This is a genomic window from Nonomuraea sp. NPDC050404 (assembly GCF_040655495.1).
Taxonomy (GTDB): domain Bacteria; phylum Actinomycetota; class Actinomycetes; order Streptosporangiales; family Streptosporangiaceae; genus Nonomuraea.
On record NZ_JBFAKB010000064.1, the window covers coordinates 1 to 18,191 of the forward strand.

At 67.5% G+C, this 18,191-nt stretch carries 13 protein-coding genes; 12 read left to right on the forward strand and 1 reads right to left on the reverse strand.

Annotation, left to right across the window (positions count from 1 at the left end):
• Both AB0I81_RS63315 and AB0I81_RS63320 read left to right on the forward strand, forming a co-directional pair.
• A partial coding sequence (locus tag AB0I81_RS63315) for a hypothetical protein (RefSeq protein ID WP_360680397.1) occupies nt 1-1,487 on the forward strand: 1,487 nt, incomplete at its 5' end.
• An 853-nt stretch (nt 1,488-2,340) separates the two neighbouring features.
• Entirely contained in the window at nt 2,341-3,189 is an 849-nt protein-coding gene (locus AB0I81_RS63320) for an alpha/beta fold hydrolase (protein ID WP_360680399.1), read from the forward strand.
• On the opposite strand, the gene AB0I81_RS63325 is transcribed toward AB0I81_RS63320, so the two are convergent.
• Nucleotides 3,178-4,359 carry a helix-turn-helix transcriptional regulator gene (locus AB0I81_RS63325; RefSeq protein WP_360680402.1) on the reverse strand — a complete coding sequence of 394 codons (1,182 nt, stop codon included), beginning with the start codon at nt 4,357-4,359 and terminating at the stop codon, nt 3,178-3,180. The genes AB0I81_RS63320 and AB0I81_RS63325 overlap by 12 nt on opposite strands.
• A gap of 560 nt (nt 4,360-4,919) precedes the next feature.
• Between AB0I81_RS63325 and AB0I81_RS63330 the strand changes: the two genes are divergently transcribed.
• The 10 genes from AB0I81_RS63330 (at nt 4,920) to AB0I81_RS63375 (ending at nt 17,700) form a co-directional block, all read left to right on the forward strand.
• On the forward strand, nt 4,920-5,075 hold the full coding sequence (locus AB0I81_RS63330; RefSeq protein ID WP_360680405.1) for a hypothetical protein: 156 nt from the start codon (nt 4,920-4,922) through the stop codon (nt 5,073-5,075).
• Nucleotides 5,076-5,299: 224 nt separating this feature from the next.
• Nucleotides 5,300-6,727 (forward strand): methyltransferase, FxLD system, encoded by a 1,428-nt coding sequence (fxlM, locus tag AB0I81_RS63335; RefSeq protein ID WP_360680408.1) that lies wholly within the window; start codon nt 5,300-5,302, stop codon nt 6,725-6,727.
• Between the two features lie 42 nt (nt 6,728-6,769).
• Nucleotides 6,770-6,964, forward strand: coding sequence for an FxLD family lanthipeptide (locus tag AB0I81_RS63340; protein WP_360680411.1), 195 nt, complete (start codon nt 6,770-6,772; stop codon nt 6,962-6,964).
• A 112-nt stretch (nt 6,965-7,076) separates the two neighbouring features.
• A complete protein-coding gene (locus tag AB0I81_RS63345; RefSeq protein WP_360680414.1) occupies nt 7,077-10,154 on the forward strand; it encodes a lantibiotic dehydratase in 3,078 nt (1,025 codons plus the stop codon).
• A complete protein-coding gene (locus tag AB0I81_RS63350; protein WP_360680417.1) occupies nt 10,151-11,386 on the forward strand; it encodes a lanthionine synthetase C family protein in 1,236 nt (411 codons plus the stop codon). Before AB0I81_RS63345 ends, AB0I81_RS63350 begins: the two co-directional genes overlap by 4 nt.
• A gap of 17 nt (nt 11,387-11,403) precedes the next feature.
• Complete coding sequence (locus tag AB0I81_RS63355; protein WP_360680420.1) at nt 11,404-12,291, forward strand: thiopeptide-type bacteriocin biosynthesis protein; 888 nt, start codon at nt 11,404-11,406, stop codon at nt 12,289-12,291.
• Between the two features lie 3 nt (nt 12,292-12,294).
• Nucleotides 12,295-13,518 (forward strand): hypothetical protein, encoded by a 1,224-nt coding sequence (locus AB0I81_RS63360; RefSeq protein WP_360680422.1) that lies wholly within the window; start codon nt 12,295-12,297, stop codon nt 13,516-13,518.
• A gap of 318 nt (nt 13,519-13,836) precedes the next feature.
• Nucleotides 13,837-14,088: a hypothetical protein gene (locus AB0I81_RS63365; protein WP_360680425.1), complete on the forward strand. Its 252-nt coding sequence runs from the start codon at nt 13,837-13,839 to the stop codon at nt 14,086-14,088.
• Nucleotides 14,089-14,790: 702 nt separating this feature from the next.
• On the forward strand, nt 14,791-16,533 hold the full coding sequence (gene ltrA, locus AB0I81_RS63370; protein WP_360680428.1) for a group II intron reverse transcriptase/maturase: 1,743 nt from the start codon (nt 14,791-14,793) through the stop codon (nt 16,531-16,533).
• Between the two features lie 81 nt (nt 16,534-16,614).
• Nucleotides 16,615-17,700 (forward strand): IS110 family transposase, encoded by a 1,086-nt coding sequence (locus AB0I81_RS63375; RefSeq protein WP_360680431.1) that lies wholly within the window; start codon nt 16,615-16,617, stop codon nt 17,698-17,700.
• Nucleotides 17,701-18,191 lie beyond the last annotated feature (491 nt).

The following is an 18,191-nucleotide window of genomic DNA, read 5'->3' on the forward strand; positions in this document are numbered from 1 at the left end:
ACAGCGGGTACCGGGCCGCCGCCTTGGAAACCATCCAGGAAGCCGTCACCATCCGCAGGACCCTGGCCGAAGCCAGCCCAGCAGCCTTCCTGCCCGACCTGGCCGGCTCGCTGAACAACCTGTCGAACCGGCAGTCCGACAGCGGGTACCGGGCCGCCGCCTTGGAAACCATCCAGGAAGCCGTCACCCACTACCGCACCCTGGCCGAAGCCAGCCCAGCAGCCTTCCTGCCCGACCTGGCCATGTCGCTGAACAACCTGTCGATCCAGCAGTCCGACAGCGGGGATCGGGAGGCAGCGCTGAAGTCGATCCAGGAAGCCGTCACCATCCGCAGGACCCTGGCCGAAGCCAGCCCAGCAGCCTTCCTGCCCGACCTGGCCACGTCGCTGAACAACCTCGCAGACCTTTTGGAAGGGCTGAAGCGGGCAGGCGAGGTGGCAGGTGTTTGGTCGGGAATCGCGTCAGGCCTTCGACCAGGAGCTCAAGCGGAGTGCCTGCTCCAGCTTGCAGTCCGGCAGTCCGCCAGTGGTCACAGTTCGGATGCCGCAGAGACGTTCACCCGGGCCGTACGGTGCGCCACTGCGGATGAGAATCCGCAGTGGCGTGGGCGAGCACGGCGTGCGCTGCAGCGAGTTGCGGCCCAGCTCACTGAGGCGGGCACAACGCGGGAAGGGTGGCCGCACTGGGTTGTGGGTTCCCTGAGCGACGTGGAGACGGAACGCCTGAACCGATGGCTGGCGGCGTCCGACTGGCAGGCGAAGTCGGCCTTCCTCCGCGCTGAACACACTGCGCTGTCCGGAGACGACGGTCGAGCCGCCCTCGACCTGGCTCGGGCCTGGTACCCGGAAGTCACCGCGCTTGAGGAGCTTTCCGAGGTGTTGGACGCCATCGGTGAGGATGGGCTCGATCGGGTACTCAGCGCCAGGACCGCGCAGGACAGGCACGTGACCCTGATCCGCGCATGGCTGAACACCCCGGACTGGGCACAGTCGCGGGCGTTCCTTCGCACGAACAGGAGCGAATTGGCTCGCCCAGAAACTGTGGCGCTGCTCAGTGACGCCAAGAACGAGGTCACAGAGCAGCACGCGGCGATCCTGGAACTCCTGGAGTCATTGGAGCTGGACGAGGTTTTCGATGCCGTGACGGATGTGACCGTGGCGGCTGATCACGGGTACCGGTTCGTTGAAGCCGGCGCCTTGGACAAGCTCAGCCTCCTGTGGCAAGCGGCTCCCCGACTGACTAGTACGAGGTTCGCTGCTCCGTTCCTGGCAGCGGTGGCGGCAGTCCTCAGAGAGGCGCCCTCGGAGGCGGCCGATCCGGAGGCGTGGATGCGGGCCGCCGGTGAGTCGGCCACGGACACGCAGCGAGGGGCGGGTGTTGGGCGGTTGCGGCGGATGGCCCGCCGCTATCCGGTGCATGCTGCGGCGCTGGAGAATCTCATTGAGGCGCTGGAGTCCACGCCTGCGACGGAAGCCGCCGAGATGTGAGCGGGGATGACGGGGAGGAGTTCCGGGCGCTGCTGTATCTGGCGAGGCTCGGAGACGCCGTCCGGGCGGCGCCCGATTGGCGGGAACGGGGCGCGGCACTGGATGCGGCGGTCGGGGCGGCCCACCGGTACCCGGGCTCAGGGGATGAGCATGGACAAGATGGCTCGGGCGCTCGGCCTTCCCGTGGAGGAGGCCCGGCAGAGGATCGACGCGGCCGCGCCGAAGACCGTACCGCAGCATACGCCGCGCGATACCACTCGCATCTCCCCGGGACAGGACCTCACCGGCGACGCGAGCACTCCGAGCGTGTTCATGGACGCGTGGAGCTCAGCACCGCAAAGCTCGTCAGAGTCACAGTCGTTGTCCCAACATGCGGAGACTTTGCTCGGGGACGATCGCCGACGGATTCCGGCAGAGGGGCACGCGAGCGGGGTGCTCATCGTGTCGGGTGATTCACGGCCCGGCGGGAACCATTTCGGGCCGGATGTGCAGGCGGTCCGCCGGGTGTTGAGTTCGGCGAGGTTGGAGTGCTGGGAACTGGCGTGTCCAGAGCCGCATGAGGTCAAAGGCAAGATCATCGTATGCCGGCCGGCCGTGCGCTCCAGCCCGAGAGCAGCGGCGCGGAAGTCGGGGTCGTCTGTCAAGTCGCCTATGGATGCACCGTTGTCGCACGGTTCCGTGGCGCGGCGGGACGCAAGCCCGGCTACCGGCAGGACTTCGGACCTCAAATGTGGACTCCACATGAGACGTCACTGTCCGTTGTCGTACTACGTCCCATGTCACCGTCTCCTTGCTTCGTGAGTTCGCACCGACGACGCATCGTGGACGCTTCCACGTCGACAGCACCGTCCTTATGCTGCTGTACGTGACTGCAACCGTGCAGGAAATCACTTTCCGTACTCTGGACGGCCTCCACCTTGCCGGAATACTCATCGCACCAGCCGTACCACCCGATCACGCCGTCGTCCTGGTGCACGGCGGCGGGGTCACGCGCGAGGAGGGCGGCTTTTTCACCCGGCTGGCCCTCGGGCTGAGCGATTTCGGCTTGGCGTCTTTGCGCTTCGATCTGCGTGGCCACGGGGACAGCGAGGGCCGGCAAGAAGAGCTGACGATCTCGGCCATCCTCAACGACATCCGGGTAGCGCTGCGGCAGGTCCGTGACGCGACCGGGGCGGCCGACCTCAGCCTGCTCGGTACGAGCTTCACCGGCGGAATCACGGCCTACTACGCCGCCAAGTGCCCCAACGAGATCTCTCGTCTGGTGTTGTTGAACCCCCGGTTGAACTACAAAGAGCGCACGATCGACAGCCGTCCGTTCTGGCAGAACGACTATCTGACCGACGAGGCAGCGACGCAACTCCGCACGCAGGGCTACCTCTTTCACTCAACGAGCCTCAAGCACGGCCGAGCCATCTACAACGAGGTGTTCTGGCTGCGCCCCCACGAAGCGCTCGGTGAGGTGGCTGCGCCCACGCTCATCGTGCACGGCACCAAGGACACGTTCGTGCCGGTGGAAGCCTCCAGGGCAGCGGTGCCGGCGTTCCGGGCGCCGTGCCGACTCGTCGAGATCGATGGCGCCCAGCACGGCTTCGCGGTACATGATGACCCGCAGTACCTCCATCCGCAGAGCCAGGAGTGGCAGGCGTTTGTCATCCGGACGGTGGCCGAGTGGCTGACGCAGGAGAAACCGCTAAGGGCGTAGCGCCTCGTCCAGTTGTCTCGGGCCGGGCCGTGCGCCCCACGGCTTGAGGGCGCGGACGGCGCGCCCCAGCTCGCGTTTGGTACGCAGGGAACTGGTGGTGTTGGCAAGCACCACCGACATCATGCCGACGGCGGCGGCTTCGTCGGGCTGGCCAGCCAGGGCGAGGGAGAAGGCTCGGCGGGCCAGGAAGTACCCCTGGTCCCGGCGAGATAGCGGTGACGTGCCCTGCAACACGTCCTGGTACAGCCCGGCCGCCCGCGCCGGCTGCCCGGCCTCGATGTAGCAACTGGCGGTTCGCAGGGTCAGGTCGGCGTGGTTGTACGTGCTGCTGAGTCGTGTGCCGCTCTCACCACGGCTGCTTTCGAACTCATCGAGCCACCGGAGGGCTTCGCCGAGCGCCCGCTCGACCTTGTCCATAGGTTCCCCGACCATGGCGTAGCCGCGGGCTCGTTGTTGCGCGACCTCGGCCCTGACCTGGGGCGGCAACTGCCACCGTTCAAGAGCAGCGGCTTCAGCCAAGGTCAGCACCTTCAGCGCATCACGCCGATCGTAGGCGAGCTGGGACTTGCGCAGCAGCACGTACCCCTGCATAGGGCCGTCGTCGGCTTCTTGCGCCCATTCGATGGCCCGGTCGTACCAGTACGTCGCCGTGGGCAGATCTCCAAGATCACGGTACAACCAGCCGACGAACTCCGCGGACTCCGCTCCCACGGCCAGCAGTTGCCGCCGAACGTGAGGCCGGACTTCGCGAACGGAGTGCCGTACCGTCGCGAGTACGACCTGCACTTTGGGCAGAGCCGCTGACGGACCGAGAGCACCATCGTCCTCTTTGCTCGCGTCGAGCTGGACGCGCAGTTCCTGCACCACGGATCCATCCACGTAGCGGCGAGGATCGCTCAGGATCACCGCGACAGGCGGCAGCGCGTCCAGGCTCGCCGCCGGCCACACAACGGTGCGCTGCCTGTCATCGGCCAAGGCCACGAGCTCATCGTTTGCCCTGAGAGCCTCGTCCAGTGCCTTCGCGATCGGCAGGGTCGGTGCGCGTCGCCCGCTTTCAAGATCGGCAACATGAGTCTTGCTGCAGTGAGCCACCCGGGCCAGTTCACGAAGAGACATATCGGCACGTAGGCGTAGACGTCGAAGCGTCTCACCGAACGTCTCTATGCCCATGCGGCGCTCCCTGTCACGGCCGCAAGGGTGTCCGCAACCTTGCGTACACCCTTGCGGACAGCCAACCTCTGGCCATTACTCCCTGTGCTGGCAACGCTACTCCTGAGAGGTTCGCCGCCAGCGCTCTTCGCCTCGCGAGGGCTGCCCGGTTGTGTGAGTGCCGGAGGATCCCGAGACCTTGATCAGGAAGAAAGGGTTTGGCCCCATGGAGAAGCGTAGAACCGCCACGGTCGATACAGAGGCAGACCACGGGGAGGTGGTCTCATGCTGAATGACACTGCGCAGCCGACCGATGCTGACGATGCCACCGGCCAGGCGTGGACTGCTCAGCTCCAGCAGCGCCCCAGGACCTTATTACTGCTCATCCCATGGCAGAAGACGGTAAGCGCGGGTGGAAAGAGCAGGCATTGGTGGAAGTCGGTCAACCGCGAACGGTTGGGCCAAGGCAGGACGAGCCCGCGTTCGAGTGGGAGCCGTACAGGCCGAGCAGGGCACTCCGGGTCAGGCACACCTCGTGCTGCGGACTCTATGAATTCGCGTCGGAGAGTGGCACCTACTTCGTGCTGCGCCGGAGCGGCGACGACCGCTACGAGGAGACCGGCAGGGGCCGCTACCGCAAGGCTCTCGAGGCATACATCGCCCTGGTCATGCGGCACGGCACCGAGCATCTGAGCCGCGGAGAAGGGTCGGAGCCCGACACCTTTCTCTCGCCGTAGAGGACGGCGCGGCTGACCCGCGCAGCGGCCTTCCGACAGTCACCATCGACCAGTCGCCCATCAACGGCCAAGAAGAGGGGACCTACCCGTGAGCATCGACAACGGCTTCCGAGATGCGGCCACACTGCGGGACATCATGACCGCACTTCCACTACCGCGGCGGCCCCGGCCCGAGGATCTCTGTCTGGCTGATCGGCCGCCCTGTGGAAGCGCCGCCGAAGGGCGTGACCATCACCAAGGAACACACTCGCGTCGCGATCTCCTGGTCAGACGTGGGATGTCCTCCCAGCGCGGGTGGTATGCACCGGTCGCCCGTACGGCAGCGGCAGGCCACGAACTGTAGGCCTCACCCGCCCGACGCTGAACTGTCCCGCCACCCGACCAAGACGGTGACCCAATTGATTACTTTCCGCAATCACGGCGTTGATGGACCTGCCCGCCTCCGCGCCACCATGGTCGACGAACTCCGCGGCGATCCAATCACCTCAGAGGCCGTGGCCGACGCCATGGCCACGGTGCCCCGGCACCTGTTCGCACCGGAGGTACCTCTGGAGGAGGCGTACGAGTCGAACACCGCAGTACCGGTCAAGCGCGCCGGCGACGGCTTGACCCTCAGCTCGCTGTCATCCGCTCATCTTCAGGCCACCATGCTGGAGCAAGCCACCATCAGCCCCGGCATGAACGTGCTCGAGATCGGCTCCATGGGCTACAACGCCGCCCTCCTGGACGAGCTCGTCGGACCCACCGGGCACGTCACCTCCGTCGACATCGACCCCGACATCGTCGAACGTGCCCGCACCTGCCTCGCTCAAGCTGGCTACAACCGCATCGACGTGGTCCTCGCCGACGCCGAGTACGGTGTGCCTGCCGGCGCTCCGTACGACCGGATCATCGTCACCTTCGACAGCCCGGACATCCCGCCCGCATGGCTGAAGCAGCTCACCAGCGATGGCCGCATCGTGGTGCCCCTGCGGATGAAGGGCGTCACCCGATCCATCGCTTTCGACCGCGACGGCGCCGAGCTGATCAGCCGCAGCTACCGCCTGTGCCGCTTCGTCCCCGTGCAGGGTGAAGGAGCCCACGACCGCCGCCGCCTCAAGCTCGACACGGGCGTCTACCTGACCATTGAGGACTCCGACGAGGCCGGCTTCAACGTGACCGCGGTCCAGCAGGCCCTACGCGAACCCGCCGCGGAGTCCTGGCCCGGCGCCACCTTCGATCTCCCTGACGAACTGGAGCTGTTCCTCCTGACCAACTCACCCCAGATGGCCCTGCTACACGCCAGTCAAGCACGCATCGACGAAGGGCTGCTGACCGCCGCCACCCGCCTCGGAGTACCCGCCCTCATCACAGGCGACGGCAGCTTCGCCTACCGCATCAAACGCGCCCGCCAGGACAGCGACGAGGACTTCGAATGCGGTGTCATCGCGCACGGCCCCTCCGCCGCGATCGTCGCGGCACAGTACGGGAATCTACTGCGCCGCTGGTCGGAGAATTTCCGCCGCCGAAACGCCGCCTCCATCCGCTACGTACCCACGCAGACCGCCACCTCGCCAGAGCCGGGACTGAGCGGGGTTCTGAGCAAGCGACACGGAAGCGTCGTCGTCTCCTGGCCCAAGATCTCCGGATCCCCTGACGGTGACATCGCCTGACGGCATCCGGAAGCCCCACCCGCCACACGTGAGGAGACAGACATGTCCGCACGACTGGCCGAGGCACCGCCCGCCTCGGCTGCCGTCCCACCAACGGTCGCTCTTGGAACCGAGCCGGACTTCGAGCTGAACATCGAGTTCATCGAGTCCGGGCCGGAGGCCGACCGACTGATCCGGATGACCGACGACGGCTGCGGCAAGACCTGCCAGAGCGCCTGCCCCAAGACCTGCACATAACGGGCAGCCCGCGTCCGCACCGCAAGTGGACGCACTACCTCTGACATGCGCGCCTGCGGTCGGCCGATCCGCCGATCGGCCGACCAAGGGCGCCACCCCTTACAGGACGGCAATGTACGAATACGCCGACACTGCGTTGCTGCGCGCGGCAACGTGGCCACAGCAGCAACCGCTTCCCCCGTGGCCAGACCTGACCAGCCCATCAGCCGATCAGGCCTCCTGGCGGCACTGGCTGGGCGCTATCTGGGGAATCCCCACCTTCGCGACAGCAGTCCAGCAGGCCAGCCCTGAGCTGGCGCAGCGCGTCGGCGCCATGCTGAACGGCCGCCACTTCGACGACGCCGACGCACGCCGCCTGGTGGTGTCGACCCTCCGCTACCTGCTGCGCGCCCAGACCCGGGCGACCCCGTTCGGCATGTTCGCCGGCATCGCCCCAACCCACTTCACCCCAGCCCGCCGACCTTCCGTGCGGATCGGCGACGCCCACCAGGCAGTGCTGCGGGTGCGCACCGCCTGGCTCTCCGCCGTCATCGACCAGCTAGAAGGCACATCAGCACTGCGCAGGCGCCTGCCCGTCGTGGCCAACAACCTGCTGTTCGAACGAGACGGCCAGATCGTCCTGGAGCACCGCCCTCACGCACGACCGAACGGAGCCCCCGCGCACGTCAGCCTGCGCGCCACCGAACCCCTGCGAGCCGCACTACGCCTGGCCCTTCACCCAGTGCCTCATGAGAGCCTCCACAACCAGCTCGCCACCACGTTCCCCACCGCATCCGAGCACGTCATCGACACGCTACTGGCGCGCCTGGTAGGCGAACGGATCTTGCTTACGAGCTTGCGCCCGCCGACGACGGCGAGCGACCCCCTCGGCCATGTCCTCGCCGAGCTCGACGCCGTGAACGCCGACACCGTGGGAGAAGCCGCCGAAACGATCAAACGGCTGCGTGACATCGCCGAGCAACTCGCGTACCCAAGGCGTCTGACGCAGCCAGCCGATCTGCAGGAGGCCATGACGCGAGCGACCGCCTCGATGCGAGCGGTGCACGCCGATACTCAGCCGCTCGCCCTCGACACCCGCCTCGACGTCAGCATGACGTTGCCCGCCCCCGTAGCAAGGGAAGCGGCCACCGCATCGGACGTGCTCATCCGCCTGGCCCACCGGCCCGCCCTCAGCAGCGGCTGGATCGACTGGCACCAGCGCTTCCTCGAGCGCTACGGCCCGTACGCCCTCGTGCCCGTCCCGGACGTCATCGACGCCGACATCGGACTCGGCTACCCGGCCGGATACCTCGGCACCACCTCTCCCCAGCGAGCCGCGCCGACCTTGCGCGACACCGAGCTGCTCACCCTGGCTGGGCGGGCCACGCTGAACCGCCAACAGGAGATCGTCTTGGATGACGAGCTCATCGACCGCCTGTCCACCGTCGGTGAGGGCATACCCGTCCAGCCCAGCACCGCTTTGACCTTCCGCGTGGACGCCCCCAACCCGCAAGCGATCGCCGACGGCACCTACAGGCTGGCGATCCTCGGTGTATCCCGCCACGCCAGCACAACGATCAGTCGGTTCCTGTCCCTACTGGAGGAGGACGACCTGCAGCGGACCGCGATGCTGTGCGCCGAAGCACCGACAGCAAGCCGCGGAGCACTGACAGTTCAGATTTCCGCGCCGCCGCTGCACACCAGCAGCGGAGACGTCGCTCGCGCCCCGCAAGCCTGCGAGCACCTACTCCCGATCGGAGAGTACCCCCACGGGTCGCTCACCGTGGACGACCTTGCCATCACTGCGGACGCCCACCGCCTGTACGTCATGTCCCGTTCCCGGCGCCGCATCGTGGAGCCGCTGTCACTGAACGCCGTCAACCCGGCCACCCATATCCACCCAATGGTGCGCTTCCTGACCGAAGCGCCGACCGCGCTCTGCACGCCCTGCACCGAATTCGATTGGGGACTAGCCGCCAGGCTGCCGTTTCTGCCGGCACTGCGCTACGGGCACACCATCATCTCGCCAGCACGTTGGCACCTGTCCGCCTCCGACCTGCCCGGCCCACAAACATCATGGCCGGGCTGGGACAACGCCCTGGCCGCATGGCAGACGAGGGTCAGCCTCCCAACGAGGGTCTACCTCGGCGAAGGCGACCGCCGCATCATCCTCGACCTCGACGAGCCCGCCCACCGGGCGCTCCTACGGGACCACCTGCGCACCCGCGACCCCGCCGCGCTACAGCCCGCTCCCGGCCCTGACGCCGCCGGGTGGATCGGCGGCCACGCCCATGAGCTGGTGCTGCCGCTGAAGGCGACCGCCGCCCCAGCCGACCCGCCCAGCCGCATCTACGACGTCAGCGGTCGCGGCCATGGGTACCTGCCCGGCCAGAACGGGCGGCTGTACCTGAAGCTGTACGGGCACCCCGACCGGCACACCAGCATCCTCCTCCGGCACATGCCCCGCTTGGTGGAGCTGCTGGAACCGCTCGCCGGCCCGCTCGCGTGGTGGTTCCTGCGCTACCACGACTCCGACGAGCACCTGCGCATCCGCATGACCGTGCCACCGGACACGCTCACCGCCGTCATCGACCGCATCAACACCTGGTGCGACCACCTACGCCGGACCGGCCTGATCGGCCGAGTGCAATGGGACACCTACTATCCCGAGACCGCCCGATTCGGCGGCCCGGACGCGATGGACGCGGCCGAAGCATATTTCGCCGCAGATTCCGCCTCCGTCCTCGCCCAACTGTCGGCCTGCACCGCGACACCTTCCGGGCCTGATGTGCGCGCGCTGACCGCCGCAGGGCTCCTCGACCTGGCCATGGCGCTGATCGGCGACACCGCCGAGGCGATGCGCTGGCTCATCGACCACACCCGACCCGACCCTCAAGCTCCCGACCGCGCTCTCTTCAACCAGGCTCTGGCTCTGGCCAATCCCGACCACCGCAAGGACCTGGCCCTTGAACCTGGTTGGCAGACCATCCTCACCAGCTGGGAGCGACGGCAGACCGCCCTGGCCACCTACCGCGTCGCTTTGGAGGCCGCGGGCATCAACGCGCCTGACCTGCTCCCCGATCTACTGCATCTGAACCACGTACGGACGATCGGCGTGTCCCCCGTCAGCGAGCGGGCGTGCCTGCATCTGGCGCGGGCCACCGCCTTGAGCTGGACCGCGGCACGGACCCGACCCAGGAGACACTCATGACCACGCCGCAGACCGCTGCGCTGGCCGCGGCCGACCGCATCGCCGTGGCGCTGACCAACCCCTACCTGGCGGCCACCATGCACCGCGGCGGCCGCCCGTGGCCGCAGTCACTGGCGGGTGGCGCGGCAGGCATCGCCCTGCTGCACATCGAACGGGCCCACACCGGTCACGGCGACCACCCGACCGCCCACCAGTGGCTGACCGCGGCCGTCGAAGCACCGCTCAGCACGGCCGACAACGCCGGCCTGTTCTACGGCGCGCCCTCCCTGGCGTTCGCGGTGCACGCCGCCCACAGCGGCAACGGCCGCTACCGGGACACGCTCGCGCGCCTGGACAGCGCCACCTCCGCCATCACCAGCAAGCGCCTGGCAGCCGCACACGCCCGCATCGAACGCGGCGAGCGGCCCACGATGAAGGAGTTCGACCTGATCCGCGGGCTCACCGGGCTGGCCGCCTACCACCTGGCCTTCCACCCCGAGCACCCCCTCACCGTCTCCACGCTGACCTACCTGGTGCGGCTCACCACCCCGTGGAGAGCCGACGACCCGTTCCCGCCGTGGTGGACGAACGTCGCACCGAACGGCGAACCCGACCCGGACCAATACCCGGAGGGACACGGCAACGTCGGCCTGTCCCACGGCATCGGCTCCACCCTGGCCGTGCTCTCCCTGGCCATCCTGCAGGGCGTCCAGATCCCCGGCGCCGAGGACGCGGTGCGCAGCATCTGCGCATGGACCGACCAGTGGCGCCAGCACGACGACACCGGCCCGTGGTGGCCGGGCCTCATCTCCGCCGCCCAGGCCCGCGACGGAAAGATCGCTCCGTATCTGCGGCCCCGACCGTCCTGGTGTTACGGCATCGCCGGAACAGCGCGCGCCCAGCAGCTCGCCGGCATGGCGCTCGGCGACCTCGACCGCCAGCAGACCGCCGATGAGGCGATGCTCGCCGCACTACGCGACCCCGCGCAACTGGCACAGCTGGACGAGATCGGTCTGTGCCACGGCAAGGCCGGCCTGCTGCAGGCCGCCTGGCGGATGGCCGCTGACGCGCGCACCTCGCAGATCGCTGACGAGCTGCCAGCTCTGGCCGGCTCGCTCGCCGATGACCTGTCCGCGCGCATGGACGACTTCGAGTTCCTCGACGGCGCCGCCGGGGCCGCGCTCGCGCTCCACACCGTCGCCACCGCCACCGCCCCGGCCTCGCGCTGGGACGCCGTCCTCACGCTCGCCTGAACGTCGGAGCCTCGGCCATGAACAAGCAGTACCGGCAGATCAACGTCGCGTTCCCCTTGTGGGCCGATGCCCAGGCTGTTGCCCTGGCGCATATCGCCTCCCTGCTCACGGAAGCCCATGCCCGAGGTGAGATCGCCTTGTGGTGGTTCATCCGTAAGATGCCGTGTTGGCGTATCCGCTACCGCGTCACAGACAACAGCACCACGGTGGAGGAACGCCTGCACAGCCGACTGGTGGAGCTGGTCGGCGCCGGGCACATCCTCAGCGCCACGCCCGTCATCTACGAGCCCGAACTCCGCGCTTTCGGCGGTGCCAAAGCCATGGACCACGCCCACCAACTCTTCCACCACGACAGCCGCCACCTGCTCGACCACCTCACCACCGCCCACCCGCACCCAGACGCGAGTCACCACTGTGAACTGGCCATCCTGCTGTGCACCGCACTCATGCGCGCCGCCAGCCAGGACTGGTACGAACAGGGCGACATCTGGGCACGCGTGGCCGCGCACCGCCAGCCAGCGCTCCCCCGCCTCGATCAGCTCGACAGGGTACGCAGGCTGATGAGCGTGGACCTCACCACCCTCTGCCGCCCTGGTGCAGCCCTCGCCGACCACGCTGAGTGGGCGAATGCCTTCACCACTACCGGCCGGCAGCTCGCCGAGCTGGCTCACAGCGGGAGACTTGACCGCGGGCTACGTGCCGTCCTGGCCCACCACGTCATCTTCACGTGCAACCGGCACGGCCTGCCCCACACCACCCAAGCCGCGCTGGCCACCACCGCCACCACCGCCGTATTCGGCCTCGACCCGCAACAGCAGCCCTCCAGCGCTGACGCACCCACTCGCCACCCAGGCGCGTACCACTCCGGACAACCCCACACCCGGCCCGTGACCGACTGGACGTAACCCATGGACGCCGCCCTTGACCTTGCCCAGATCGCGCAGCGCTTCCCACTGATTCCGCGACCCAGGCCCACCTACCGGCCGCTGCCCGATCGCATCAATGACGTACGCACCCTCGCCCGGGCCGCTGGCACCAGCCCTGTCCTGCTGGCCCAGGCGGTACAGGCAATGAACAAAGGATCGTTGATCGCCAGCGACTGCGGGCGACCCGACCTCGCGCGAGCATGGTGCCGGCGCCAGATTCATCTCTTCCTGAACGCCCGGCCACTGACTGCGCAAGAAGCACGCTACGCCCTGGAGCCCGCCGTCAACCTGGCCCGGCTGGCCATCCGCGCCGGCGACGCCGACGGCGCCTACCAGCAGCTCGAGAACCTCTACCGTGCCGTCACCGACCACGGCGATGCCCTCGTCGACGGCGAACCTGTATCCTTCCACGACCTCACCGCCAGCGCCGACGATCACCGCGACGTGGTCCAGTGGCTGTGGGGCGTTTTCCTGGCCGAAGGCGCCCGAGCGCTGATCAGCGCAGGACACTGGCAGCAGGCAGCACAGCACGCCGAACGCCACCACGGCGTCGGCCGACGGCTCCTGGACGGCCGCCAGATCGTCATCGTGGCCCGTTGCCTGGCCGGACAACACGAAAACGCGCAAGCACTCCTGGACGAAAGCACCCTCACCGACCCCTGGGAGCACCTGGTCGCGCTCCCCCTCGGCGTACTATGCCGCCGCGCCAGCGGCCGACCAGCCGACGCGGAGATCGAAGCCATGCGGCAGCGCTACCTCGATCTCGAACCCGCCGACGAGCTAATCATCTTCTACACCCGCCTCGGACTGACCATGATCGACCTCGCGGGCGGCCCAGACCAGACAACCGCGGCGTCGATCACCGCCCGACTCGTGCACGACATCCGCGCCGCCGGTGACGGCTACGCGGCACGGGACCTGCTCGCCCATCAGACATGCCGCGCTGCTCTCACGGACGCCCACGAACGAATGCTCATCGCAGCCGTCGAGGCGGCCGGACTGAACACAGGCCCCATACCCGCGCCACTCATCGACGACCTCCACGCCGCGGTACAACTTAGCGAGGCCCGGATTGCGGCCCACTTCGGCACCCGGCTCCTCACCACACCCGTTCTCCAACAGAATCGATGGGCTGGTGAGCCGCACCCGGACCGGGACCAGCCAGCCGTGACGACGCAGCACCCAAGAGTCGGCAGTGCCCGTTGACAGCAGTGCGGTTCGTGACGGCGCGCGCCCTCGCAGGCACAAGCTAACCCGTATCGTGGAGTCCTCATTCCAAGCAAGTCGGTCGGGTCCCTGGCGGGACGCCGCGTATACGGGAAAATTGGGTCGGGTCGCTCGCCGACGTCGACGTGGCATGGCGCAGGTGAGGCCGTAAGCAAGTCTGATCGCCGGGAGCCTGGTTTTGGGGCCTGCGCATTGTTGCCGCGAGCACGAGGGTTCGCCTCTTCCATCTCCCCGCTGGGCTCCTGCGAGTGGCCCACGCCGGTCGAGGTTCGCCGCATCGCGGAGGTGATCGCCGTTATGGCGATGGAGGAAGTGGATGAGGTCCTGTTCGTCGAGCGGGTGGCCGCGCTGGACATCGGCAAGGCCACGCTGGAGGGCTGCGTGCGGGTTCCGCATGAAACGGTGGCCGGTCGCCGGCTGCAGGAGGTCCGTCAGTACCGCACGGTCACCCGGGAGTTGCTGGAGATGGCCGATTGGTTTCGCTGCCAGGGCGTCACGCTGGTGGTGATGGAGGCGACGGGGGATTACGTGCGACATGAGGGTGCTTGAGTGAAGTGGGAGGCACCGATGAGGTTCGGCTAACGCCGAGGGTGTAGTACCCGGGCCAGTGCGCGATGGCCTGTCTCCGCCTTGGCGTGCGTCGCGGGTGACTGCGGCGTGCGAAGCCCGGGGTAAAAGCCGAAGCGGCCCGTGTTCCATCCGGGGGCCGCGGGCGAGGAGAAGACCGGCGGGGGCAGTGAAGTCCCCGGCCTTAGGGCGGTAGCCAGCCGCTCCGGGGCGATGGGCGAATGTGAATGAACCCTTGATGACGTCTCGTGAAAGTGCCCCCCGCAGATGGGATGCTCCAGCGGGGCCGTAGGGACTGGCCGTGGAAGAACGGCGGGTGCCGGCTGAAAGGTAATCGTCGGCCGGGAGCGCACCATCGTCCCCGGGATTAAGAGGGCGCCCTGCCCGGTCGTAGCTTGCTCATGCGCAACATGACAACCCCGTTGGGGTCCGGCGATCTGATCGCCGGTCGGCCGACCGTGAGGAAGGCTCAATTCCCCAGCGGGCGCAGGATGACCCAAGAAGCCAATGCCGACGGCCGACAAGGCGACAGGAAACCGAGGATCGCGTAACCGGCACCTCTGCCGGATGGTTCGCGCATAACTGGTCGGATACGGGCAGCTGCCCGGCCCGAAAGGGAGCTGACGTGGGTCTGGTGAGCCTGTGAAGACCAGGTGAACGGAGACACCGGAACCGATGGGCAAGTTGGACACCGTCATGGTGAACGGACCTGAGGGCGAAGTCTTGGACTGGGACGCCGTGGATTGGCGGCAGGCCGAGGATCAAGTACGGCGGATGCGGCAGCGAATCTTCACGGCGACGCAGGCAGGGGACCTGAAGAAGGTCCGCAATTTGCAGAAGCTGATGCTCCGCTCTCGCGCGAACGCTCTGCTGAGCGTGCGGCGGGTGACGGAGACCAACACTGGCCGCAAGACGGCCGGGGTCGATGGGCGGGTCGTGCTCGGGGGTTGGGAGAAGGCCGACCTGGCCGACTGGCTCCAACACGGCGCGGCGTCCTGGAAGCCCAGGCCCGTCCGGCGGGTTTTCATTCCGAAGGCCAACGGAAAACAGCGCGGACTCGGAATTCCCGTGATCGCTGACAGGGCGCTTCAGGCTCTGACGGCGGGCGCGCTGGAACCTGAGTGGGAGGCCCGGTTCGAGTCCAGATCGTATGGGTTCCGGCCGGGCCGCAGCTGCCAGGATGCGATGCAGGCGATCTTCGTGACCGCACGGGGTACGACCTGCAAACGCCAATGGATGCTGGACGCGGACTTGACCGCCGCGTTCGACCGCATCGACCACGCTCATCTTCTCGGCCAGCTCGGATCGTTTCCCGGCAGGGCGATGATCGAGGCCTGGCTGAAAGCGGGGGTGATCGACCGGGGCCGATTCGCTCCGACCGAGCGGGGCTCTCCGCAAGGCGGAGTGATCAGTCCCGTGCTGATGAACGTGGCCCTGCACGGAATGGAGGAGGCCGCCGGAGTCCGATACATCGCCACCGGGAAGAACGCCGGGACGGCGAGACCGGGCTCACCTGTCTTGATCAGGTATGCCGACGATGTGCTCGCCCTGTGTCACTCGCGTGAGCAGGTCGAGGAGGTCAAAGCGCGGCTGGCCGCATGGCTGGAACCCCGGGGTCTGGTCTTCAACCAGGACAAGACCCGCATCGTCCACCTCGATGACGGGGTGGACTTCCTCGGGTTCAACATTCGGCGCTATCGCGGCAAGCTGCTGATCAAGCCGAGCAAGACGGCCGTGAAACGGATCAAGGCACGGCTGACCACCGAGATGAAAGCGCTGCGTGGCCACCACGCACAGATGGTGCTCATACGGCTGAACCCGATTATTCGGGGCTGGTCGGCCTACTACCGGCACTGCGTGTCCTCCAAGGTGTTCGACGCGTTGGACGACCACATGTGGAAGCTGACCTACAAGTGGGCGAACTGGACTCACCCTCACAAGGGGAAACGCTGGATCGTCCGCAAGTACTTCGGCAGGTTCGTCCCCTCCAGGCGGGACCGGTGGGTGTTCGGTGATCGCGACAGCGGCGCCTACCTCCTCAAGTTCTCCTGGACGAAGATCACCCGACACACCCTGGTAAAGGGCTGGGCCTCACCCGACGATCCCGCCCTGACCAGCTACTGGGCAGCCCGGCGGCGACGCGGGACACCCCCGCTCGACCCGCCCCGGCTGCGGCTACTCCACAAACAGCGCGGGCTCTGCCCGCTCTGCGGCCAGCTGCTCCTACCTGCTGAACAGGAGCCTCGGCATCCCGAGGAATGGGAGCAGTGGATCACAGCCGTCCGCAAGACGACCCGCTACCAATCGGTCGCCACCACGGAACCCGGGGTTCCGGACCCGCCCGCCATGTTCCGTCTCATCCATGCCCACTGCCAACGCCGCCTTCCAGACGGCACGAGCAGGGGACCAGTAGTTTCTGCATCCTGACCTGCATGCCTTTGGGCTTGCTTGAGCCGGTTGCCTGGAAAGCGGGCACGACCGGTTCTTAGGGGACGGCGGCGCAGCAATGTGCCGCCGTTACCCGACTGGAAAGGCCCGTACTTCCTGCTGGAGGCCGAAGGGTTTGAGGTGTGGCTGCTCAACCCCCGCCAGGTCAAGAGCGTGCCGGGGCGGCCCAAGACTGACAAGCTGGACAGCATCTGGCTGGCGAAGGTGGCCGAGAAGGGGATGTGCCAGCCCAGCCTCGTGCATCCACAGCCGGTGCGGGAACTGCGCAGCCTGACCCGGTATCGCCGGTCGCTGGTCGAGGACCGGACCCGGGAGATGCAGCGCACCGAGAAGCTGCTGGAGGACGCCCAGATCAAGATCAGTTCGGTGATCAGCGACATCTTCGGCAGGTCCGGACGGCGCATGCTGGCCGCGCTGACCGAGGGAGAGCGAGATGCGGCGGCGCTGGCCCGGCTGGCCGACCACCGGATCCGGGCCACCGCCGAAGAACTCGCCGAGGCGTTGAACACGCGGTTCTTCACCGGCCACCACGCGCAGATCCTGTCGATGATGCTCACCAACGTCGATCGGATGAGTGAGCAGATCGCCGCGCTGGACGCCCAGATCACTGAGGCGGCGCGCCCTTTCGCCGAACAACTCGCCCAACTCCGTGAGGTCACCGCGGTCGGCGAGGCCTCAGCGGTGGAACTGATCGCCGAGATCGGGGTCGATATGACCCGGTTCCCCACCGGCGCGCATCTGGTGTCCTGGGCCAAGTTCTGCCCGCAGACCCACGAGTCGGCCGGTAAACGCAAGAACAAGGGCCGTGGGAAAGGCAACCGCTGGCTGGCTCGCACGCTGGGTACGATCGTGTTCGCCGCCGGCAAGACCGACTCGTTCTTCGGCGAGCGCTACCGAAGAGTCGCCAAACGGCGGGGCAACCACAAGGCCATCGTCGCTACCGGCAACACCGTGCTGAAAGCCGTCCACTACCTACTCGCACATCCCGGTGTCCACTTCACGGACCTGGGCAGCGACTTCTACAAGTCCAAGATCCATCTCGACCGCCAGGTCCGCAACGCTGCGCGCCAGTTGTCCGCCCTCACCGGCCAGAAGCTCGCCATCAGAGCGGGGAAGGTCGTCATCACCGAACCAGACGTCACCTGACAGCAGCGCGACGCTCGTCACCGAGCGCCACAAACCCGGCCGAGGCGCGGGGGCTGCCGCCTGCCCGGCTGACGTGGAATTTTCGGGTTAGCCGACCCGAATGTCGACGGTTTCCAGAATGTCCGACTTCTCGGAAGTACTCTATTTGGGCCTCAATGCGAGCTAACGACGCAGGTCATCGAGAGTGCTCCCCGCGCACGCGGGGATGGTCCCCCGGCGGAGGACCGTGTCTATGGCCGCAAATAGTGCTCCCCGCGCACGCGGGGATGGTCCCGACTTCCGCCGATCCGTGTGTACGGGACAGTGGTGCTCCCCGCGCATTCTGTGCCGTATCACATCCGATGCTCCCGCCGGGTCTTCTGTGCCGTATCGCATCCGATGCGACTGTTACGCTTCGTGTCGCATTGTCTCTGTGCGGGTCTGATTCGGGGATATCCCTAGGCTTGCCCGGCAGCGTCTGGCAGACGTCGTATCGCGGCGTACGATCGGCT